Source organism: Maricaulis maris (genome assembly GCF_036322705.1).
GTDB classification, from domain to species: Bacteria; Pseudomonadota; Alphaproteobacteria; order Caulobacterales; family Maricaulaceae; genus Maricaulis; species Maricaulis maris_B.
The window spans coordinates 1,579,945-1,601,944 of the sequence record NZ_AP027270.1; the positions used below are offsets into that span (position 1 = coordinate 1,579,945).

A 22,000-nucleotide genomic window follows, 5' to 3' on the forward strand; every position below is an offset into this window, starting at 1 on the left:
GCGAGTACGCGCTTCTAATGCCTAGCGGGACGCCGGCGCAAGCCCGTCTTACCGACGCGCTGCAGCATCCCGGATGAAGGCACCGACAATCATCTCGATCTGCGTCAACGCCGTGGCCACCGGATCCTCATAGCTGGCATTGGGCAGAACGATCAGGACGATACCGTGCACAGCGGCCCAGATCGCTCGTGCCGACCGCTCCCGATCAGCAGGGTCCTCAAGGCCGGGCGCAGGCGCCAGCACGTCCGTGATGATGCGGAAGAGCTGGTCCTCGAAAGCGGTATAATAGCCCGGCGCCTCGGAGGCCTGACGCCGGTTGAACGCCAGCAAGGCCCGCCAGCGTGCATCATGGGTCGTCACGAACTCGACATAGGCCCGCGCCAGAACCATGATCCGGCCGTGCACATCCGCCTGGTCGAGACCGGCAGTGGCCAGAGCCTGCTGGTGGTGCGCCGCGACATCGCGATAGGTCTGCATGTTGAGCTCGCGAACGAGATCATCGATATCGCCGAAAAGCTTGTAGATCGACCCGACGCTCAACCCGGCCCGCTCGGCAATGGTTCGCGCCTTCATGCCCTTCAGGCCCTGCTCGGCGAGCAAGGCACCGGCCGCCGCCAGTGCCTCGCCCCGGACTTCGGGAGCCAGCGCCGGGCGGCCGCGAGGCCGTGTCTTTTCCGCCAAGTCTTTCATCCCGCAACTGATACTCCGCCAGCGCGCCCGGAACAATGCCTCTCAAACCGCGCCCGGACAGGGCCGACGGATACGGGCTATTCGGCGGCCGACACCTTGTCGATCGCATCCATGGCGTAGCACCCGAGCAGTTTGATCTCGCGGGTATGCTGCTCGAGGACCGACATCGACTCGCGGATCTTGGCATCTTCCAGATGTCCCTCGACATCCATTATGAACATCTCCTCCCACGGATTGCCGGCGATCGGGCGCGACTCGAGTTTGACCAGGTTGATGCCGTTGTCGCGGAAGCCGATCAGCGCATCGACCAGCGAACCGGGCGTGTCGCGGGTGGTGAACATCATCGAGGTCTTGCACTCCACTTCCCGTGTCGGGAGCTTGGCCTTGCGACCGATCACGATGAAGCGGGTAATGTTTTGCTCGTGGTCACCAACATTGCGCTCCAGGATATCCATGCCGAACAGGCGCGCCGCATCCTCGCCGGCGACGGCGACCGCCGTATCGTCATCTTCCAACAGCCGCTCCAGCGCCCGGGTTGTCGACGCGGCCATGTGGGTCTCAAGCTCGGGGTGCGAAGCGATATAGCGACGGCACTGGGCCAGCGCCTGCGGGTGCCCGAAGACCCGGCGAACACGCCCCTTCCCGCTCGCCCGGCCCACGAGGCAATGGTCAACCCGAAGCAGAAACTCGCCGATAATCTGCGTGTGGGAATTGATCAGGATGTCATACACCTCATTGATCGATCCGGTCGTGGTGTTCTCGATCGGGATCACGCCGTAATCGACCTCGGCATTCTCGACCGCCCGGAAGATCGAGACGAAGTCGCGCTTGGGCGACGGGATGACCGTTGCATTGTGACGCTGGAATACCTTCTGCGCCGCGATATGGCTGTAGCTGCCCGGCCCGCCCAGATACGCGACCGTGGCTTCGTTGAGCTCGTCATTGCGCAGGGAGTCGAATTGCTGCCGCTGACGGCGGATCGAGGCTTCGAACAGGGCATGGAAGAGCGTTTCGACGAGCTCCGCCGGAACGCCCTTTTCGGCACCCTGCTGAACCGCGTTGCGCAGGACTTCGCGCTCGCGTTCCCGGTCCCGCACCGGGCTGCCGCTGCGCGCCTTGGCCTTGAGGATTTCCTCCACCAGATCCGAGCGACGCGCGATGGCGTCAATCAGCTGATGATCGATCTCGCTGATCGCCATGCGGATATCGTCCCGCGTCATTTCCGTCGTCATGCTCGTCGTCCCTTCGGGCAAAAGAAAAGGGCCTCCCCTTGGGGGAGGCCCTGGTTACGCTGCGCTGTCGCACATGCTAGCCGGCCACCGCCCCCGATCGGGTCACGTTGGTAAAATAGCCAGCAAAGAGATAGGTCGCTTTGATCATGGGCAAACAGTGGCGACAGGCCCACGCATGGTCAATCCACTTTCACCGCATTGCCCGCATATTTTTGCACAAAAATGGCCGGAGACGTCGCCTCCGGCCAAGATTGTTTCAAATGAAACGAGTTAGCGGGACTAGTGGGCGATCGGCTGACCCGTGCCGCCATCCGGGCCCTGCTGGGCCGCCATGGCGGCCAGCGCTGCTTCGTCGGCCTCCGTCCACTCGACAGGCTCCACCGGCTCGACCAAGGCACGCATCAGAACCTCGTCAGCGGTTTCGACCGGGATGATCTCCATTCCCTCTTTGACATTGTCCGGGATCTCGGCGAGGTCCTTTTCATTGTCCTTGGGGATGAGCACGGTTTTCACGCCACCCCGCAGGGCCGCAAGAAGCTTCTCCTTGAGGCCACCGATCGGCAGGACGCGGCCGCGCAGGGTGATCTCGCCTGTCATGGCGATGTCCTTGCGAACCGGAATTCCGGTCAGCACCGACACAATGGCTGTCATCATGCCGACACCGGCCGAGGGACCGTCCTTCGGCGTGGCGCCCTCCGGCATGTGAACATGGATGTCGGCCGCGCGGAAAATCGTCGGCTTGATACCCAGCGACGGAGCACGGGACTGGACGAAGGAATTGGCCGCGGAAATCGACTCCTTCATCACGTCGCGCAGATTGCCCGTCACCATCATCTTGCCGCGCCCCGGCATCCGAACCGCTTCGATGGTCAGCAGGTCACCGCCAACCTCGGTCCAGGCCAGACCGGTCACGATACCGACCTGGTCATGATCCTCGGTCTCGCCGAAGCGATGTTTGCGGACGCCGGCGAATTCACCAAGGTTTTCCGACGTGATGGCGATCGAGGCCGCCGCCCCGCGCTCGATACGGACCACCGACTTGCGAGCCAGATTGGCAATCTCGCGCTCGAGATTCCGGACCCCGGCCTCGCGGGTGTAATAGCGGATGAGATCCCGGATCGCGTCCTCGGACAGCGACCATTCGCTCTCCTTGAGCGCGTGGTTCTTCATCTGCTTGGGCAGAAGGTGGCGTTTGGCGATCTCGACCTTCTCATCCTCGGTATAGCCAGCAATGCGGATGATTTCCATCCGGTCCAGAAGCGGCTGCGGCAGGTTGAGCGTGTTGGCCGTGGTCACGAACATGATGTCCGAAAGATCGTAATCGACCTCCAGATAGTGATCGTTGAAATTGGCGTTCTGTTCCGGATCCAGCACTTCGAGCAGGGCCGAGGCCGGGTCACCGCGATAGTCGGCGCCAAGCTTGTCGATCTCATCGAGCAGGAAGAGCGGATTGGACGAATTGACCTTCTTCATCGACTGGATGATGCGGCCCGGCATGGAGCCGATATAGGTGCGGCGGTGACCGCGGATCTCGGCTTCATCGCGCACGCCGCCAAGCGACATACGCACGAAGTCGCGACCGGTCGCCTTGGCGATCGAGCGGCCCAGTGACGTCTTGCCGACGCCCGGAGGGCCGACGAGGCACAGGATCGGTCCCTTCAGCTTCTTGGTCCGCGCCTGCACGGCCAGGTGTTCTAGAATGCGTTCCTTGACCTTCTCGAGACCATAGTGATCCGTCTCGAGCACGGTTTCGGCCCGCCCCAGGTCAGACTTCAGGCGCTTGCGCTTGCCCCACGGGACCGAGAGGATCCAGTCGAGATAATTGCGCACGACTGTGGCCTCGGCCGACATCGGGCTCATATTGCGGAGCTTCTTGAACTCGGCATCGGCCTTGGTACGGGCCTCCTTGGAGAGCTTGGCGTCGGCCAGCTTGTCTTCCAGCTCGGCCAGCTCCTCGCGGCTGTCATCGCCCTCACCCAGTTCGCGCTGGATCGCCTTCATCTGCTCGTTCAGGTAATATTCGCGCTGGGTCTTTTCCATCTGACGCTTGACGCGTGAGCGGATCTTCTTCTCGACCTGCAGTACGCCGATCTCGCCTTCCATCAGGCCGAGAATACGCTCGAGACGCCGGGTCACATCCGGCTCTTCGAGAAGCGACTGCTTCTCCTCGATCTTGACGGCCAGATGTGCCGAGATGGAGTCGGACAGCTTGCCCGGCTCGCGAATCTGGGACAGCGAGGCCAGCGCCTCCGGCGGCACCTTCTTGTTCAGCTTGACGTAATCGTCGAACTTCGAGGAGACGGTGCGCATCAGCGCTTCCAGCTCCGAGACGTCGCCCGGATCCTCCTCGATCACGTCGCAGACGGCTTCATAGAAATCCGTGCGCTCGGTATAGGCGCTGATCTCGACACGAACGCCGCCCTCAACGAGCACTTTCACGGTGCCGTCAGGCAATTTCAGCAATTGCAGGACAGAGGCGATCACACCGGTGGTGTGGATCGCACTGGCGCTGGGTTCGTCGTCCGACGCAGTCCGCTGGGTCGCCAGCAGGATTTGCTTGTCGGCTTTCATGACCTCTTCAAGCGCCTTGACCGACTTCTCGCGCCCGACAAAGAGCGGCACGATCATGTGCGGGAACACGACGATGTCGCGCAGCGGCAGAAGGGGGAGTGTCTTCGTGGTGGACATGCTTGCTCCATGCGCGCTCACTCGGAGGGAGCGCGTTCAGACCTTTTACAGATCAGGACTCAAATCGGATTTGCCGAACGTGCGTGCGATGCACCACGCCCGGCGTTCCGGCCTGCCTCAAGAGGTGGCGACGCGACCCCGAAAGGTCAAGCACCCTCCCGCTTGTCATCCTTGCGCTCGGCATAGATCGACAGCGGTTTGGCATTTCCCTCGACGACTTCGCCGTTGACGACGATCTCCTCGACGCCTTCCATGCCTGGAAGATCGAACATGGTTTCCAGCAGGATGCCTTCCATGATCGAGCGCAGGCCACGGGCACCCGTCTTGCGGGCAATGGCCCGGTTGGCGATACCCTTGAGTGCGTCTTCGGTGAAGGTGAGGCCAACACCTTCCATGTCGAACAGGCGCTGATACTGCTTGACCAGCGCGTTCTTCGGTTCGGTCAGGATCTGCACCAGCGCACCGACATCGAGATCTTCCAGCGTCGCAATGACCGGCAGACGACCGACGAATTCCGGGATCAGGCCGAAACGCAGCAGGTCATCCGGCTCGACTTCGCGCAGGATTTCACCGGTGCGGCGGGCATCGGGCTCGCGGACATCGGCTCCGAAGCCGATCGAGGACCCTTGGCCGCGCTGCGAGATCACCTTGTCGAGGCCGGCGAAGGCGCCGCCGACGACAAACAGGATATTGGTCGTGTCCACCTGCAGGAATTCCTGCTGCGGATGCTTGCGGCCACCCTGCGGCGGCACCGAAGCGACCGTGCCTTCCATGATCTTCAGGAGCGCTTGCTGGACGCCCTCACCCGACACGTCACGCGTGATCGAGGGATTGTCAGACTTGCGCGAAATCTTGTCGATCTCGTCGATATAGACGATGCCGCGCTGGGCCCGCTCGACATTGTAGTCGGCCGACTGCAGCAGCTTGAGCACGATATTCTCGACGTCCTCGCCGACATAGCCGGCTTCGGTCAGGGTGGTGGCGTCCGCCATCGTGAACGGGACATCGAGGATGCGGGCAAGGGTCTGCGCGAGCAGGGTCTTGCCGCAACCGGTCGGACCGATCAGCAGGATGTTGGACTTCGCCAGTTCCACATCGGAGTTCTGGGCCGCGTGATTGAGGCGCTTGTAATGGTTGTGCACGGCCACCGCGAGAACGCGCTTGGCGTGCGCCTGACCGATCACATAATCGTTGAGCACGTTGAAGATTTCCTGCGGGGAAGGCACGCCTTCCTTGGACTTCACCAGCGAGGACTTGTTCTCCTCGCGGATGATATCCATGCAGAGCTCGACGCATTCATCACAGATGAACACCGTGGGACCGGCGATCAGTTTGCGAACCTCGTGCTGGCTCTTTCCACAAAAAGAGCAGTAGAGGGTGTTCTTCGACTCGCTGTCTCCGCCCGTCGTCTTACTCATGACCGCTCCATTCCAACCCGCAGGCATCGCAACGATGCCTGCTTTCGCTTTCAGCCTTGTGCAAAATCAAGGCCGAACTTTAGCGAAAGATTTCTGCTGCTGCGCATTCGATCACAAGGATGCAGTGCCGATCAAGCATCATGCCTGCATCCCGGTCCGGCGCTAGCTGTCAGAACCTTCCTTCTCGTCCGATGCGCGACGCTCGATCACCTTGTCGACCAGGCCGAATTCAAGGGCTTCCTGCGCCGACATGAAGTTGTCGCGATCAAGCGCTGTTTCGATCTCGTCATAGGTGCGACCGGTGTGGTGCACATAGATCTCGTTGAGGCGCCGCTTGATCTTCTGGATATCGGCCGCGTGGCGCTCAATGTCCGAAGCCTGGCCGCGGAACCCGCCGGACGGCTGGTGCACCATGATCCGCGCATTCGGCGCCGCAAAGCGCATGTCCTTTTCACCGGCCGTCAGCAGCAGCGAGCCCATCGAGGCTGCCATGCCCAGACACATCGTCGACACCGGAGAGCGGATGTACTGCATCGTGTCGTAAATGCCGAGACCAGCTGAAACCACCCCGCCCGGCGAGTTGATATACATCGAGATCTCTTTCTTCGGGTTCTCGGACTCGAGGAAGAGAAGCTGGGCGATGATCAGGCTCGCCATATGGTCCTCGATGGGACCTGTGATGAAAATGATACGCTCCTTGAGGAGGCGCGAATAGATGTCGAAAGAGCGCTCGCCGCGGCTTGTCTGCTCGACGACGATCGGAACCAGATTCATCATTACGTCCTGGGGATCATGCATGTCGCGCTCCTTGGGGTGACGGCACCGGGATCGGGCCGATTCTCATCAGACGGGATGTTCGAACTATTGCGGGCGTCGAACTATCAGGCAAGGCGCGCGGTGCAGCAGCACCTGCCAAAGGGTGCCGAAACGAAAAAACGCCGGCGCTGATCAAGCGCCGGCGTTGTGTCATTGCGAAACGCGTGAGTGACTACGCATCTTTCTTGGCAGCCGGCTTCTTGGCCGGTGCCTTTTTCTTCGCGGCAGGCTTCTTGGCAGCCGCCTCATCCTTCGCGTCAGCCTTCTTGGCCGGAGCTTTCTTGGCTGCGGCCTTCTTTGCTGCCGGCTTCTTGGCAGCAGCTTTCTTGGCCGGCTTCGCAGGCGCCTCGTCCTCGTCAGCGTAGAGCGCGTCCTTGGAGACCTTGGTCTCGGTCACATTGGCCAGCTCGAGGATGTAGTCGACGACCTTCTCCTCGTAGATCGGGGCACGCATCTGGGCGACGGCATTCGGGTTCTTCTGGTAGAACTCGACCACCTGACGCTCCTGGCCCGGATACTTCACCGCTTCCTGGTTGATGGCGCGGGACAGTTCTTCCTGGGTCACATCGATATTGTTGCGACGGCCGATCTCGGCGAGGACCAGACCCAGACGCACGCGGCGCTCGGCGATCTCGCGATACTCGGCCTTGAGCTCGTCTTCCGACTTGTTCTTGTCGTCTTCCTCGAGGTGATCATGCTCAATCGCGTGAGCCACTTCGCGCCAGATATTCTCGAATTCGGCTTCCACCATTTTCGGCGGCAGGTCGAAGCTGTGCTCGGCATCGAGCTTGTCGAGCAGGTCGCGCTTGACCTTCATGCGTGACTGCTGGCCATGCTCGCCGGCAAAACGCTTGGTCAGCGCGTCCTTCAGGCTGTCGAGGTCTTCAAGACCGAGACGCTTGGCGAGCTCATCATCAACCTTGGCGTCCTGCGGAGCCTCGAGGCCCTTCACGGTCACTTCGAACACGGCGGCCTTACCGGCCAGCTGCTTGGCCTGGTAGTTTTCCGGGAAGGTCACATTGAGTTCGCGCTCTTCGCCGACCTTGGCGCCGAGCAGCTGCTCTTCGAAACCGGGAATGAAGGCGCCATCGCCGATGGCGACACGCGCATCTTCGGCAGAACCGCCTTCGAAGACTTCGCCGTCGAGCTTGCCGACGAAATCGATGACGACGACATCGCCCTCTTCCGCCTTGGCGTTCTTGCCGCCCTTCTTGGCGGCGAACTCACGGCTCTCATTGGCCAGGCGCTCGAGCGCTTCATTGACTTCCGCATCCTCGACATCGGCGACCGGGCGGGTCACGGACAGCTTGGACGGGTCGGCCGGCTCGAAGTCGGGCATGATTTCCAGGGCGATCTCGAACACGAAGTCGGCCTTGCCGCCCATCACGTCCTTGGCATCGCTGGTCACCGAGATGTCCGGCTGCGAGGCCGGGCGAAGCTTCTTCTCGTCCAGGGTCTTCTGGGTGGTTTCCGGCACCAGCTCGTTGAGCAGGTCGCCCATGATGCTCTCACCGAACATCTTGCGGATGTGGCTGGTCGGCACCTTGCCCGGGCGGAAACCCTTCAGGCGGACTTCAGGACGGATCTCTTCGATCTTCGCAGCCAGGCGAGCTTGCAGATCGTCGGCCGGAATGACGATCTCATAAGTGCGGCTCAAGCCTTCGGTAGCTTTCTCGATGACGTTCATGGGTTAGCCTTAGTGTTCAGACAAAGGGGCGGTCGAAACCGCGGGCAAAATCGAGCGCGCGTTATGTCACGCGGATTCGGCGTGTGCAACGCTGTGGAGCGGTTCGGTGTCACCGTGGTGCGGATGGAGGGACTCGAACCCCCACGCCTCTCGGCACCAGAACCTAAATCTGGCGCGTCTACCAGTTCCGCCACATCCGCATGTCGGGCCGGCGTTATCGCTTGGCTTTGCGGGCCAGGCAAGAGGCTGAATGCGCTTGCCGGAATACCGGCTGCACAGGGCTCTCGCCCGATCAATCCGGCCTTAAGCATTGCCGGTACACAATGCAGCCCTCCGAGATGCTGAACGGTCCGAGATGGCTGCTGACTTGAAAACCTTCATTCGCCGGGCCCTGGCCGCGGGAGAGCGTATCGATGTCGGGCAATTCCGGCTTCTCAACCTGGCAGCCGTTCAGGAACGGGCTGGCGAGAACTGGCCGAGCGTGCGCAAGAAGGTCTTCACCGCGGCCACCCAGTTTCTCGTCAATCGCCTGGGCGCGGACGATGCGGTGATCCCGTGCGAAGAGGGCTTTCTGGTCCTGTTCGCGAAGGCACCCGATGACCCTGCGGCGGTTCTGGCCGCCCTCAATGATGCCCTGATGACCTTCTTTCTGGGCGATCCCGAGACCCGGCCACTGGCCGTCGAGAGCACGGCAAGCCGCGTCGACGCGGATGACATCACAAACCTCGCGCAAGCGGCGAAACCTGCGCCTGCGGAGGCGCCGGCGCTGCGCCCCCTGCCCCGCACCCGGGCCACCTCGGAGTGCCGCGAGAATGAGGTGATTGCGCACTATCGACCGATCTGGGACGCGCAAAAGCAGGCCGTTGCCTTCAATGCCTGCCTGCCCAAAGTGGTCATCGGCGGCCGCGCACTCGAGGGCCGAAGGGCGATCTCGACAGGGATGGCCAAGGCCAGCCAGTTCGAGCTTGACGCCTGTGCGCTCGGCGCGGCGATCGAGATGATCCTCGCAATGGCGAGCCGACAAAAGCGCATCCGTTTGCGGGTCGCCATCCATGCCAGCTGCTGGTCAGACAGCGTGCAGAGAGCCGAGCTGATGGCGATACTGGACACCCTGCCTGTCCCCCTGCGCAAACGCCTTCTCGTGCGAATTGACGGTCTCAGCGGTCAGCTGGCCGCTCAGGCCAGCGCGCTGGCAGAGCTCGCGCCGAGCGGGGTCGGTCTGATGGCCGAGATCCCGTTTGGTGAAACAGGCCTGGAAATCTTCGACGGAGTCGGGGTCAGCCTGTTCTCCTGCTCCGCGCCGCCACCCGTCAACGCCAATTCCGAAGGTCTGCTCGATCACGATGCCAAGGCCCTGAACCGGATGGTCAAGGCCGGCATCGCGCTGAAGGCTGCAAGCTATCTTCATGATGTGCGGGACCTTCTGGTTCTGAAGGCTGGAATGACCAGCGGGATTCGTTTCTTTTCGGGCCAGGCCGTAATCCCGGACCGAACCAGCCCTTCGCCGACCCAACCCCTGTCGATCGTCGATATCTGCCGTGTGCACAAAGCAGCCTAGACGCAGTCGCTACATCGCCGGATAGTGCCGGCATGAGCCTTGACGAAGACCGCACACCGTTCGACTGGGAGACGCGCTTTCGCGACGATGACACGCCGTGGGAACGCGGTGCCCTGCATCCCGCTTTCCTCCACTGGCGCGAGACGAAAGCGTTTCGTCCCGGCGAGCATGTCCTGATACCGGGATGTGGCCGATCTCAGGAATTGCTGGCTTTTGCAGAGGCCGGGCTGACGGTCACCGGAGCGGACCTGTCCGAGACCGCCATCGCCTGGCAGTCGGAGAAGTTTGCCACCGCGGGGCAGCGCGCCGATCTGGTCACGGGCGACGTTCTCGCCTGGCAGCCCGGAACACCCCTCGATCTTGTCTATGAGCAGACCTTTCTGTGCGCCATCCATCCGCGCCTGCGGCAAGCTTATGAGAGCGCCCTGACCCGCTGGCTCAGACCGGGCGGGCGCCTGCACGCGCTTTTCATGCAAAAGGATGAGCGCGGTGGACCGCCCTATGGCTGCCCGATCGATGTGATGCACGACCTGTTTCCCGAAACGCGATGGATCTGGCCCGCCGACGACGAGATCAAGCCCTGGCCACACCCTCGCCTCAACGGCAAACCCGAGCTCGGAGCCGTCCTGATCCGGCGTTAGGGAGTGTCTTGGACTACCGCTGGCTCGGATACCGCGGCGGCCCGCGGCTTGCGCTTGCGCCCGTGCTTGGCCGTCATCGGCGCCTTTGTGAGCACAAAGATCCCGGCGGCAGTGCCGGCCAGAATATTGGCCAGCGCGACTCCCCAGATCACGCCGGTCGGAGCGTCCAGCCAAAGCCCGCCAATGACAACGCCGGGGATCATCAAGCCGAGGGCCCGGCCAGCGGTGATCACCATCCCATGGGCCGGACGGCCCAGCCCGTTGAACCCGGCCGAGGCCGCGATCGTGATACCATAGCCGGCAATCGTCACCGGAACGATGCGCCAATACGCGATTGCCGCCGACTGGCCGGTCTCGCTTGGCAGGAAGAGCATGGCCAGCCAGGGCGCCGCGATCCACAGGATAACGGCAATCGTCAGGCTCCAGCCGATGCAGAAGAGAAAACTCGACCGGAAAGCCTCGCGCACCCGATCAAGACGGTCGGCACCGCCATTCTGACCGGTCACCGCGCCGATGCTCGCCGAAAGCGCGAACAGGGGCACGATGGCGAAGGCCTCGATCCGCCCCGCAACCCCGAGGCCACCGACAGCCGCATCGCCGAAGCGCGCCATCGCCAGACCGGACATGGCGACCGTCATGGCCAGAGGATTGAAGATATTCGACAGGCAGGCCGGCATGCCGACCCGGGCAATATCGCGCCAGTGGTGCCAGACCTCCCCGAGATCCTCCGGTTTGAAATCGATCAGCTTTTCCTTCACGACCAGATACCAGCCGACCATCGCAAAGGTCACCGCATTTGCAGCCACGGTCGCCAGAGCCGCGCCCGACACGCCCCAGCCAAGGCCCGGGAAGAGACCGAACACGTCATCAAGAATGAAGATCGGGTCGAGGATCAGGTTAACGAACGCCGCAGCGATCATCATCAGGCTCGGGATGACGGCATTGCCCAAGGCACGCAGGATATTGCTGGCGACCATGGGGCCGACGATCAGGACAATGCCGGCGAACCAAACCGTCATATAGTCAACCACATGGGGCAACATGGTGTCGCTGGCGCCAAGCCCGCGGAATATCGGCTCGACGAAGATCACCCCCAAAAGCGAGACAACACCGACCGACACCAGCGCCAATGTCATCGCATCGGTCGAGATGCGGGCGAGGCTTGGTCCGCCCTCCTTGCGGCCCGCGGCGCGTGAAACCGCTGAAACCGCGCCGGCGCCAAGTCCGATCGAGACACTCATGACGAGCATGGTGACCGGGAAGCTCATCTGGACAGCCGCCTGCTGGGCCGTACCCAGCGTGCCGACCCAATAGGTGTCGACGATCCCGACCAGCATCATGGCCAGAATGCCGAAACTCATCGGCAGGAGCATGCGAAGGATATGGCCGAAGACCGGACCTTCGGTCATGTCACGTGCTGATCGTCCTGCCATGCTGTCCCCTCTTCACTCGCAGGCAAGCATAGATAGGAACGGCACAGCCTGTCTGCAGTGCCTGGCTGTCAAATCGCTGTGAAGACGTGTGGATCGGTTATCGTGTTCGCGTGACGGTCCACCGTGCCATGTCATCGGCGTCCTGCAGGGGTGGCATGGCGCAGTCCGGATCGGCAAGCTGCTCGCCGATATCCGGCACGGAGAACGCGGTGCACCGCGTCTCCCCGCTCGCCGTCCCTTGCAGAGGCACGTACCCCTGGGATCCGGCCGCATAGATGAAGTCCTCGTAGGAAAACACGATGTCAGCGGTCGAGCTGCCATCGAATCCGTGATCGATACCGGTGACCGCGAACTGCGAGGCACAGGACGACTGCCCCTCCGGCGTTCCGTTCGACCACTCGATCTCGATACACCCATTGGACTGGAAGGCGAAGGTCCAGCTCCCGCCGTCACTGAACCCGTATTCAAGCCGGACAGACCACTCCTGCCCGGCGAGCGGGGCGCCCGGCTCCTGAACGAGAACCGGAGTCGAGCCCAAAACGGCGGCAACAAAAGCGACACCGATATTGCCCGGTGCAATCATCAGCATTGGCAGAGCATGGCTGTTCCTCCCCGAAACTGTGCGGAGGGAGTTTGGAACACCACCCCTTAAACCAAGGTTCAGGGCAACCTGGTTGCCGGGTCTTCAGCCACTCGCCTTGTTCAGGTCAAATGCCGCGATGCCAGCCAGATTGACAATATCGGTCACACTGGCACCAAGCCGCGCGATCTGAACCGGTTTCTCCAGCCCCACCAGCATCGGGCCGATCACCGTCGCTCCCCCCGCTGCCTTGAGCAGACGAACGGCGATAGACGCCGAATGGATGGCGGGCATGATCAGCACATTGGCCGGCTGGGTGAGACGCGAGAACGGGTAGAGCTTATGATGCTCCGGGTCGAGCGCGACATCGGCAGCCAGCTCCCCCTCATACTCAAAGTCGACACCCTGGCCATCGAGGATCTCAACAGCCTGCTGGATTTTGGTGGTCCGCTCACCCGGCGGGTTGCCGAAGCTCGAATAGGACAGAAAGGCCAGGTGTGGCGTCATCCCGAAGCGGCGCGTGGCATTGGCCGTCACGACAGCAATCTCGGCCAGCGCCTCGGCATCCGGGAATTCGGTGACCGAGGTATCACCAATGACGAGGCTGCGCCCGCGCGTCACGGCAATCGTGACGCCGACCGGTCGGCTGCCCTTGATCGGGTCGAGGACCAACTCGACATCGTTCATGACGACGTTGGAGTGACGCGTCACGCCTGTGACCATGCCGTCGGCATGACCCATTTTCAGCATGCAGGCCGAGAAGACATTCCGGTCGTTATTGACCCGCCTCTGCACGTCACGACGCAAATAGCCCTGCCGTTGCAGCCGCTCATAGAGATAATCGGAATAATCCGAATTGTATTCGGACAGGCGCGCATTGCAGACCTCCAGCGATCCGGCCGGGATCCCGAGGTCTTTCATGTTCGCCGCGACAACATCCTCACGCGCCACCAGGATGGCCTTGCCGAGCCCCTGGGTTTGAAAGGCGTGAGCGGCGCGGATAACCGCCGGCTCCTCGCCCTCGGCGAAGACAATCGTCTTCTGCTCAGCCCGGATCGAGGCCGATATCCGCTGCTGGACGGCGGCGGTCGGATCAAGGCGACGCGCCAGGCCGTGCTTGTACGCCTCGACATCCTCGAGCGGCTTGCGAGCCACACCGCTATCAATCGCCGCTTGCGCCACAAAAGGGGGCACCCAGGAGATCAGCCGCGGATCGAAGGGTGTCGGAATGATGTAATCGGGACCGTATTGAAGCCGGTCGACTTTGTAGGCCTGCGCGACCTCATCCGGCACATCCTCGCGCGCCAGGGCTGCCAGGGCACGCGCCGCCGCGATCTTCATCTCCTCATTGATCGTCCGGGCGCGCACATCGAGGGCGCCACGGAAAATATACGGGAAGCCGAGGACGTTATTGACCTGGTTCGGGTAGTCCGACCGACCGGTTGCCATGATCACATCATCGCGAACTTCCCTGACCTCCTCCGGCGTAATCTCGGGACGCGGATTGGCCATCGCGAAGATGATGGGATTGGGCGCGAGCGAGGCCACGATGGCCTTTGTGAAAACGCCTGCAGCAGAAAGTCCGAGCAGCACGTCAGCACCCTCGGCGGCATCCGCAAGCGTGCGCTTGTCGGTCTTGATTGCGTGTTTGTTGAGACGGTCATGACCGCCCGGACGGCCTTCATAAACGACACCGTCAATATCGACGACGATCGTGTTTTCCGACTTCACGCCCATCGACTCGATGAGTTCGAGGACAGTCAGGCCCGCGGCGCCAGCGCCACACAGGACGACCTTGAGGTCCTCCATGCGGCGACCAGTGAGGTCGCAGGCATTGATCAGACCGGCCGCCGCGATGATGGCCGTACCGTGCTGGTCATCGTGAAAGACCGGGATGTTGAGCTCTTCGCGCAGGCGCGTCTCGATCTCGAAGCATTCCGGGGACTTGATGTCTTCCAGATTGATCCCGCCGAAGGTGTCACCAAAGCCGCGAACGCAGTCTATGAACTTGTCCGGATCGGTGTAGTCGACCTCGATGTCGACCGCGTCGATATCGGCAAAACGCTTGAACAGGACCGCCTTGCCTTCCATCACCGGCTTGGAGGCTGCCGGCCCAAGATTGCCGAGGCCGAGAATCGCCGTTCCGTTCGAGACAACGGCGACCATGTTTCCCTTGGAGGTATAGTCGTAAACCGTATCCGGATCCTCCGCGATCGCGCGGACCGGGGCCGCGACGCCGGGGCTGTAGGCCAGGGCCAGATCGCGTTGGGTCGCCATTGGCTTGGTCGCAGTGACCGCCAGCTTGCCGGGCGTCGGCTTCATGTGGAAGGCGAGCGCGTCAGCGTCGAGTTGCGTGTCTGCGCGATAAGTCGATTCAGCCATGATATCCCCCGGGCGACGGACGTTGGCCGACCATGTACCGGTCCGGCACAACTTCCAAGCCCCGCAAACGCTTAGCTTCCATGCGTGAGCAGATGGCTGAACGCCGCCTCGCGGCGGTGGCTGTCGGCCAAGGCTCTGAGGACTTGCGGCAGACAGTCCGGCAGATCCTCGGCCACCAATCCGGCACCCAGCCGCCGACCGGCATCCCCGTGCAGCCAGGCAGCAGACGCTGCCGCGTCATGCGGTGACATCCCGGCGGCCAGACCTGTTGCCACGATCCCCGCGAGCACATCACCACTTCCGGCGGTCGCAAGCCAGGGACTGGCATGGCGATTGATCAGGGGCACCGCGCCCGGTGACGCCACGACCGTCGCCGGTCCTTTCAGGAGAACGGTACAGGAGCAGGCCTCGGCGGCGGCCTGGGCGCGCTCGATCTTGTTGGCCTCGGCGTCGTGCTCGCCGAACAGGCGCGCGAACTCTCCCATATGGGGCGTCAGGACACAGGCCGGATGCAGGCGGGTCAGCAGCGCCTCGGGGGCCTGCTCAAAACTGGTCAGGGCATCGGCATCGAGGACCAGGGGAAGACCTGTTTCTAGCGCTGCCAGCACGGCATTGCGTGTTGCCTCGCCGACGCCCATCGCTGGTCCGAGAACGGCCGCCTCCGCGCGCAGCTCCTCCAGAACACGGCGCGTGTCGGGACCGCCTTCCCAGCGCGCCAGCATGACCGCGGTGAGCCGCGCGGCATTGACCAGCATGGCCGCCGGCGGCGAACAGATCGTCACCAGGCCGGCACCGGCGCGCAGCGCGGCAAGGGCAGACAGGCGGGCCGCACCGGTCGCCGAGGCCGCGCCGCTGAACACAGCGACCCGGCCACGCTGGTGCTTGTGCGTCGCAGGGGCTTCGGCAAGCTCAAGCGGTCGCCAGCGGGGCCGGAAAACCTCTTGAGCGACAGGGCTGATAGCGGCCTCCCACCCCTGCGGCACCCCGATGTCCGCGCACTCGACCTCACCGCACATTTCCGCATGAGGTTCAATCACATGAGCCGGCTTTCTACGGTGAAACGTGACCGTCAAATCGGCCTTGCTCGCCATGCCGGACAGGGGTCGGGCGTCGCCGCGAATGCCGCTTGGCAGATCAATGGCCACGACCGGACAGGATCGGGTCGACAAGGCGTCCAGCCAGCTGGCTGGAAGGCCGGCGACCGGACGCGAGAGGCCGGCACCGAACAGGGCGTCGACCACCAGAGCCGCATCGCCCCAGACCACCGGTTCGGGCGCCAGCACCGGCGCATCCCAGACGGCCAGAGCCCAGGCCGCGTCCCCGACAAGATCCTGCGGTTCCGCGAACAACACCACCCGTACCGGCCAGCCGGCCGCCCGCAAGGCGGTTGCCGCGATCAGGCCATCCCCGCCATTATTGCCGGGGCCGGCCAGCACCAGAACCGGACGCGGCGCCCAACGGGCCCGAATCGCAGACGCAACCGCGTGTCCCGCATTGCTCATAAGGGTTTGGGAGCCAATGCCGTTTTCGACCGCATAGCGATCGCAACGGGCGCTGTCGGCGGTAGCCAGGATCTCAGTCATTATCGACGCACCATTGTGAGGCAGACCTGCCCGATTGTGAGGCATATTAACCCGGCGCTGCCGCGGCGTCCGGTTTCTGTCTTGTCACACCGCTCCCGACCGCTAGCCTCGCCTTGAGATCATGGAGTCCGTGATGAAGAAAATCGAAGCCATCATCAAACCCTTCAAGCTTGATGACGTGAAGGAGGCCCTGCAGGAAATCGGTGTGCAAGGCCTGACTGTCATCGAAGCCAAGGGCTTTGGTCGGCAAAAGGGGCATACCGAATTATATCGCGGCGCTGAGTATGTCGTCGATTTCCTGCCCAAGATAAAGATCGAGCTGGTGCTTCCCGCCGACCGTGTGGACGCCGCTGTCGAAGCCATTCAGAATGCCGCCCAGACGGGCCGCATCGGTGATGGCAAGATTTTCGTCAGCCCGATCGAAAGCGTGATCCGCATCCGGACCGGCGAAACCGGCCGCGATGCCCTTTAACCCAACCTGATCAGAAATCCGGAGCCTGGCCCATGTCAGACGCAATTCTCAAGAAGCTCAAAGACGAAGACATCAAGTATGTCGACCTGCGCTTTACCGACCCGCGCGGCAAGCTGCAGCACGTCACCTTCGACCGTTCGGAAGTCAACGAAGACTTCTTTGAAGATGGCGTGATGTTCGATGGGTCGTCGATTGCCGGCTGGAAAGCCATCAACGAGTCCGACATGGTGCTCAAGCCGGACTCCAGCTATTGCGAAGTCGACCCGTTCTACCAGCAGCCGACCGCTGTGATCCTCGCCGACATTCTCGAGCCGGGCACGGGCGAAGCCTATAATCGCGACCCGCGCACGACCGCCAAGAAGGCCGAAGCCTTCCTGAAGGCCTCCGGCGTTGGCGACACCGCCTATTTCGGCCCGGAAGCCGAATTCTTCGTCTTCGACGATGTCCGCTACTCCACGAGCCAGCAGGACACCGGCTACAAGCTCGACAGCGAAGAGATGCCGCACAATACCGGTTCGAAATTCGAAGGTGGCAATATGGGCCACCGCCCGGGTCCCAAGGGCGGCTATTTCCCGGTCAACCCGGTCGATAGCGGCCAGGACATGCGCACCGAGATGCTGACCGTGCTCGAAGAGCTTGGCCTGCATCCGGAAAAGCACCACCACGAAGTGGCCCCGGCGCAGCACGAACTCGGCATGAAGTTCTCGTCCCTGACGACGATGGCCGACCGCATGCAGCTCTACAAATACACCGTCCACATGGTCGCTCATGCCTATGGCAAGACCGCGACCTTCATGCCCAAGCCGGTCTGGAACGACAATGGCACCGGCATGCACGTGCACCAGTCGATCTGGAAGGACGGCAAGCCGATGTTCGCCGGCGATCGCTATGCCGACCTGTCGGAAACCTGCCTCCACTATATCGGCGGCATCATCAAGCACGCCCGCGCTATCAACGCCTTCGCCAACGCGTCGACCAACTCCTACAAGCGCCTCGTGCCCGGCTTTGAAGCGCCGGTCCTGCTGGCCTATTCGGCCCGCAACCGGTCGGCGTCGATCCGCATCCCATGGGTTGCCTCCCCGAACGCCAAGCGTCTGGAGACCCGCTTCCCGGATCCGGCCGGCAATCCGTACCTGACCTTCGCCTCGCTTCTGATGGCCGGTCTCGATGGCATCGAGAACCGCATCGATCCGGGCGATCCGATGGACAAGGACCTCTACGATCTGCCGCCGCAGGAGCTGAAAGACATCCCGACCGTGTGTCGTTCGCTGCGCGAGGCACTGGAATCGCTCGACGCCGACCGTGACTTCCTCAAGAAGGGCGGTGTGATGGATGACGACCAGATCGACGCCTATATCGACCTCAAGATCGAAGAAGTGCTGCGTTACGAAATGCATCCGCACCCGGTTGAGTTCGACATGTATTATTCCTGCTAAATCAAGCAGGTAGAATAGAGCTACGGCTCAAGTTGGCGGCCGGGCTTTTGCCCGGCCGCTTTCTTTTGCGCCTCGCACACCTCACACGGTCGACGAGCGCGCAGGCTTTCGCTACAAATCGTGTCTCATTCGACCCAACCCGTTTGGGGAAGTCCTGTCAGGAGTTCGTATGCGTCGCCGTTTCTTGTTCGCCAGCGCCCTTGCATCGCTGACCGTTACAGCTCCTGCCGCCTTTGCTGACCGTGAGATCACCACGGAAACCACCTCGCCCGTGTCGACCTCGACCGCAGGCGATGGCGGGGTACCGGACAACATCGTCATCTCCAGCGGCGGCCGCGTCACCCTTGTTCCCAATGCAACAGCGGTCACGATCGACAGCGACAACAACGTCACCAATGGCGGCACGATCATCATCGAGGGCGATGATGACGGCGGCGTCGGCATCCATGCCATCGGCGGGAATACCGGGAACATCACCCATACCGGCACCATCCAGGTGGTGTCTGAAACACGCGCTGATGACACCGATTCCGACGGACGAATTGACGGGCCAATCGCGGTGGGCTCGAACCGCGTCGCCATTCTCGTGGACGGGGCTGCAGTCTTCACCGGCGATATCGTCGCGGCGTCGGGCAGCACGCTGACAGTGATCGGCAATGACTCCGCCGGCCTGCGCGTCCTCACCGGCCTCGACGGCAATATCGACATGGCGGGCAATGTCCGTCTCATTGGCACCAATGGCTACGGCGTCGAAGTACGCGGCGACGTCACCGGCGATGTCGAGATTGACGGCCGCATCGAGATCAACGGCGAAGGCAGCGGCGGGGTCCTGATCGCCAGCGATGTCGATGGCGGTGTCAGCATTGGCGCCACCATCAACGCAACCGCATTTCGCTTCATTGGCCGCCCGGGCGAGGCCATCCGCGACGAGCTTGAGCCCGAGGACTTCGCGGACAGTGCCTCACCGGTCATGATCAATGGCAATGTCGCCGGCGGTGTCTTCTTCAGCGGCTTCTCCGCTGATCGTCCCAGCACCCCCTCGGCCAATATCGGCGTCCGTGGCTCGGCGCCAGCAGCCCATATCCTCGCCAACGCCAGTTCCGGCGATATCGTTCTGGGTGAAGTGGTCCTGGAAGCCATTCCGGATGATCCGGACACTGCGGACGTCGACGAGAGTGTCGCGGCAGAGCTGATCGGCTATGCGTTGGTCAACCGGGGTGCCCTGAATGCCTTCGGCAATCTCGATGGCATCGACACTGTCGCCATCCAGGTCAACGGCGAAGACGGCCACACGGTTACGCTGACCGGCGGATTTCTGAATGAGTCCGAGATCGGCGGCTCTGCATGGGCGGCAACGTCGACCGGCGTTCTGATCGGCAGCGGTGCGATCGTCCCGACATTTGCCAATACCGGCGATATTCTCATCCGGACCAATCTGGAAGGCTCTGTTGCGCGGGGGGTTTATCTCGACACCGGCGCAAACGTCCCGACCCTGATCAATAGCGGCGTGATTGATGCGACCTCGCTCAATGGCGGTGGTGCCGTCGCCCTGACCGACGCCTCCAACTCCCTCACCCTGATCGAAAACACCGGTGAGATTGCCGCCTATCATCTCAACACCGTCGTCGGCACCGACCCGCAGGTGGATGACCTGGTCGCAATCGACCTCTCCGCCAACACGGTTGGAACCACCGTGCGCCAATACCGGGCTGACGGTGCCGCCGATGACTTCGTCGAAGAGTTGATCGGCGAGGTCCGTTTCGGATCGGGTGACGATCAGCTTGTCATCGAATCCGGCATTGTGGCCGGCGATATCGCCTTTGGTGACGGTGCCGACCAACTGTTGATCTCTGGCGGCTCGGTGACCGGAGCGCTGAGCGATACGGACGGGAATCTTTCGATCGAGGTCGATGGTGCCCAACTGGTGCTGGCGTCCAGCACGAGCGCCAACATCACCACCGCCCGCTTCGGCGACGGCTCGGTGATCCGCTTCCAGATCGATGACGAGACCGCGACCGCAGCCAACCTGACCGCGTCGGGTGATATCACCTTTGAATCCGGCTCGCGGGTTGCCGCGACACTGGCCAACCTGATCGGTGATGGCGCTACCTTCGTGGTCGTCTCGGCTGATAACCTGGTTATCGAGGAAAGCCTCGACATCCTCCAGGATACCGAAGCGCCCTGGCTTTATGAGTCGAACCTCGAATTCGATCCGACCAATCCCAACGCGCTCATTCTGACCCTTCGTCGCCGGACGGCTGAGGAACTGGGCATGAACGCCAACCAGGGAGCGGCCTACACGGCTGCGCTGGAAGGCTGGCAGGGTAATGCGGAACTCGGCCAGGCGATCGCCTCCCTGCTGACGCAGGACGAATTCTTCGCTGCCTATGACCAATTGCTGCCGGAATACGCCGCCAGCGCGATCCAGTTCGCCCTGGCAGCCAATGACAGCTCGACCGGCGCTCTCGCCAACCGTCTGGAAGCGGTCCGCCGCAGCCCGGACCAGTATGGCGGTCTGTGGGTTCAGGAATTCGGCTATTTCGCGGATCGCGCCGGGACCGCCTTCGGCCCGGGTTATCGCGGACACGGTATCGGCGTCGCGGTCGGCTTTGACCGTCCGGCCGGCCCCTTCTACGCCGCCGGTGTGAACTTTGTCGGTGCCGCCAGCGAGATCTCCGAAGTTGACGGCGTTGACGATCCGATGAGCGCCCTCACCGCCCAGATCGGCGCGTATGCCGGTGCCCGCACCGACCTGTTTGATCTCGATCTATACGGCGCGATTGGCTATGACAGCTTCGAGCATAATCGCCGCGTCCTGATCGGCTCCTTTGACGCCGCACCGAGTGCCGAATGGTCGGGCTGGCATACCTCGGCCTCGGCCCGTATCGGCCGTGACATCGCCTTTACCGATAACTGGTACATCCGGCCGGCCTTCTCGATCGACTATCTGCGCCTGACCGAGAATGCCTATACCGAGACCGGCGGCGGCATCGGTGTCGACCTGTCGGTTGGCGATCGCGAAAGCACCAGCTTCTCGAGCACGGCCCTCATGACCCTGGGCGCCCGCTTCGAGAACACCAATAGCTGGTGGTCGCCCACCGTGCGGGTTGGCTTCCGCAACGAGTTTGCCGACAGCAATGCGGAGACAACGGCCAGCTTCGCCGACTACGACCAGACCTTCACGCTGCGCTCGCAGTCCATGCCGGGATCGGGCGCGATCTTCGGGTTCGGTATTGCGGCCGGCTCTGGCTACTCGACCTTCTCCTTCGACTATGACGCTGATGTGCGCGACGACTTCATCCGCCACACCGCGCGTCTCGTCATGCGGATGGTGTTCTAGTCCAGACATCCGGTTTGTCAGTGAAACGGCCCGACTGCCCCGCA

The 22,000-nt window shown here is 62.5% G+C and carries 15 protein-coding genes and 1 tRNA gene; 5 read left to right on the forward strand and 11 right to left on the reverse strand.

The annotated features are described in order from the left end of the window. Nucleotides 1–48: 48 nt before the first annotated feature. From AAA969_RS07405 to AAA969_RS07435, 7 genes are all read right to left on the reverse strand, one after another. The gene (locus AAA969_RS07405; protein WP_338245182.1) at nucleotides 49–681 is read right to left on the reverse strand and encodes a TetR/AcrR family transcriptional regulator; all 633 of its coding nucleotides are present in this window, start codon (nucleotides 679–681) and stop codon (nucleotides 49–51) included. 86 nt (nucleotides 682–767) lie between these two features. After that, a complete protein-coding gene (pheA, locus tag AAA969_RS07410; protein WP_338245184.1) occupies nucleotides 768–1,922 on the reverse strand; it encodes a prephenate dehydratase in 1,155 nt (384 codons plus the stop codon). A 279-nt stretch (nucleotides 1,923–2,201) separates the two neighbouring features. After that, nucleotides 2,202–4,610, reverse strand: a complete 2,409-nt coding sequence (gene lon / locus AAA969_RS07415) for an endopeptidase La (protein WP_338245186.1) — start codon at nucleotides 4,608–4,610, stop codon at nucleotides 2,202–2,204. Nucleotides 4,611–4,756: 146 nt separating this feature from the next. Then, nucleotides 4,757–6,028, reverse strand: coding sequence for an ATP-dependent Clp protease ATP-binding subunit ClpX (gene clpX / locus AAA969_RS07420; protein ID WP_338245188.1), 1,272 nt, complete (start codon nucleotides 6,026–6,028; stop codon nucleotides 4,757–4,759). Nucleotides 6,029–6,190: 162 nt separating this feature from the next. After that, nucleotides 6,191–6,826 (reverse strand): ATP-dependent Clp protease proteolytic subunit, encoded by a 636-nt coding sequence (locus tag AAA969_RS07425; RefSeq protein ID WP_338245189.1) that lies wholly within the window; start codon nucleotides 6,824–6,826, stop codon nucleotides 6,191–6,193. A gap of 190 nt (nucleotides 6,827–7,016) precedes the next feature. Beyond that, on the reverse strand, nucleotides 7,017–8,531 hold the full coding sequence (gene tig / locus AAA969_RS07430; RefSeq protein WP_338245191.1) for a trigger factor: 1,515 nt from the start codon (nucleotides 8,529–8,531) through the stop codon (nucleotides 7,017–7,019). Between the two features lie 115 nt (nucleotides 8,532–8,646). Next, nucleotides 8,647–8,731, reverse strand: a tRNA-Leu gene (locus AAA969_RS07435). Between the two features lie 167 nt (nucleotides 8,732–8,898). On the opposite strand from AAA969_RS07435, the gene AAA969_RS07440 reads away from it, so the two are divergent. Continuing rightward, nucleotides 8,899–10,089: a hypothetical protein gene (locus AAA969_RS07440; protein WP_338245193.1), complete on the forward strand. Its 1,191-nt coding sequence runs from the start codon at nucleotides 8,899–8,901 to the stop codon at nucleotides 10,087–10,089. Nucleotides 10,090–10,121: 32 nt separating this feature from the next. Continuing rightward, on the forward strand, nucleotides 10,122–10,730 hold the full coding sequence (locus tag AAA969_RS07445) for a methyltransferase domain-containing protein (protein ID WP_338245195.1): 609 nt from the start codon (nucleotides 10,122–10,124) through the stop codon (nucleotides 10,728–10,730). Here AAA969_RS07445 and AAA969_RS07450 read toward each other — a convergent pair. From AAA969_RS07450 to AAA969_RS07465, 4 genes are all read right to left on the reverse strand, one after another. Next, nucleotides 10,727–12,163 carry an MATE family efflux transporter gene (locus AAA969_RS07450; protein WP_338245197.1) on the reverse strand — a complete coding sequence of 479 codons (1,437 nt, stop codon included), beginning with the start codon at nucleotides 12,161–12,163 and terminating at the stop codon, nucleotides 10,727–10,729. The genes AAA969_RS07445 and AAA969_RS07450 overlap by 4 nt on opposite strands. Before the next feature lie 97 nt (nucleotides 12,164–12,260). Further along, entirely contained in the window at nucleotides 12,261–12,752 is a 492-nt protein-coding gene (locus AAA969_RS07455; RefSeq protein WP_338245198.1) for a hypothetical protein, read from the reverse strand. Between the two features lie 96 nt (nucleotides 12,753–12,848). Beyond that, nucleotides 12,849–15,125 (reverse strand): NADP-dependent malic enzyme, encoded by a 2,277-nt coding sequence (locus AAA969_RS07460; protein WP_338245201.1) that lies wholly within the window; start codon nucleotides 15,123–15,125, stop codon nucleotides 12,849–12,851. 71 nt (nucleotides 15,126–15,196) lie between these two features. Then, nucleotides 15,197–16,708 (reverse strand): NAD(P)H-hydrate dehydratase, encoded by a 1,512-nt coding sequence (locus AAA969_RS07465; RefSeq protein WP_338245203.1) that lies wholly within the window; start codon nucleotides 16,706–16,708, stop codon nucleotides 15,197–15,199. 133 nt (nucleotides 16,709–16,841) lie between these two features. On the opposite strand from AAA969_RS07465, the gene AAA969_RS07470 reads away from it, so the two are divergent. The 3 genes from AAA969_RS07470 to AAA969_RS07480 all read left to right on the forward strand — a co-directional run bounded on the left by AAA969_RS07470 (nucleotide 16,842) and on the right by AAA969_RS07480 (nucleotide 21,956). Then, the gene (locus AAA969_RS07470) at nucleotides 16,842–17,180 is read left to right on the forward strand and encodes a P-II family nitrogen regulator (protein WP_203294481.1); all 339 of its coding nucleotides are present in this window, start codon (nucleotides 16,842–16,844) and stop codon (nucleotides 17,178–17,180) included. Nucleotides 17,181–17,212: 32 nt separating this feature from the next. Continuing rightward, on the forward strand, nucleotides 17,213–18,616 hold the full coding sequence (gene glnA, locus AAA969_RS07475; RefSeq protein ID WP_338245207.1) for a type I glutamate--ammonia ligase: 1,404 nt from the start codon (nucleotides 17,213–17,215) through the stop codon (nucleotides 18,614–18,616). Nucleotides 18,617–18,785: 169 nt separating this feature from the next. Then, nucleotides 18,786–21,956: an autotransporter domain-containing protein gene (locus AAA969_RS07480; protein ID WP_338245209.1), complete on the forward strand. Its 3,171-nt coding sequence runs from the start codon at nucleotides 18,786–18,788 to the stop codon at nucleotides 21,954–21,956. Nucleotides 21,957–22,000: the final 44 nt, after the last annotated feature.

Excerpts from the sequence above, each read along its gene's own strand:
- pheA (WP_338245184.1), bottom strand. The coding sequence starts at position 1,922 with ATGACGACGGAAATGACGCGGGACGATATCCGCATGGCGATCAGCGAG.
- lon (WP_338245186.1), bottom strand. The coding sequence starts at position 4,610 with ATGTCCACCACGAAGACACTCCCCCTTCTGCCGCTGCGCGACATCGTC.
- clpX (WP_338245188.1), bottom strand. The coding sequence starts at position 6,028 with ATGAGTAAGACGACGGGCGGAGACAGCGAGTCGAAGAACACCCTCTAC.
- AAA969_RS07425 (WP_338245189.1), bottom strand. The coding sequence starts at position 6,826 with ATGCATGATCCCCAGGACGTAATGATGAATCTGGTTCCGATCGTCGTC.
- tig (WP_338245191.1), bottom strand. The coding sequence starts at position 8,531 with ATGAACGTCATCGAGAAAGCTACCGAAGGCTTGAGCCGCACTTATGAG.
- AAA969_RS07445 (WP_338245195.1), top strand. The coding sequence starts at position 10,122 with ATGAGCCTTGACGAAGACCGCACACCGTTCGACTGGGAGACGCGCTTT.
- AAA969_RS07450 (WP_338245197.1), bottom strand. The coding sequence starts at position 12,163 with ATGGCAGGACGATCAGCACGTGACATGACCGAAGGTCCGGTCTTCGGC.
- AAA969_RS07455 (WP_338245198.1), bottom strand. The coding sequence starts at position 12,752 with ATGCTGATGATTGCACCGGGCAATATCGGTGTCGCTTTTGTTGCCGCC.
- AAA969_RS07460 (WP_338245201.1), bottom strand. The coding sequence starts at position 15,125 with ATGGCTGAATCGACTTATCGCGCAGACACGCAACTCGACGCTGACGCG.
- AAA969_RS07465 (WP_338245203.1), bottom strand. The coding sequence starts at position 16,708 with ATGACTGAGATCCTGGCTACCGCCGACAGCGCCCGTTGCGATCGCTAT.
- AAA969_RS07470 (WP_203294481.1), top strand. The coding sequence starts at position 16,842 with ATGAAGAAAATCGAAGCCATCATCAAACCCTTCAAGCTTGATGACGTG.
- glnA (WP_338245207.1), top strand. The coding sequence starts at position 17,213 with ATGTCAGACGCAATTCTCAAGAAGCTCAAAGACGAAGACATCAAGTAT.
- AAA969_RS07480 (WP_338245209.1), top strand. The coding sequence starts at position 18,786 with ATGCGTCGCCGTTTCTTGTTCGCCAGCGCCCTTGCATCGCTGACCGTT.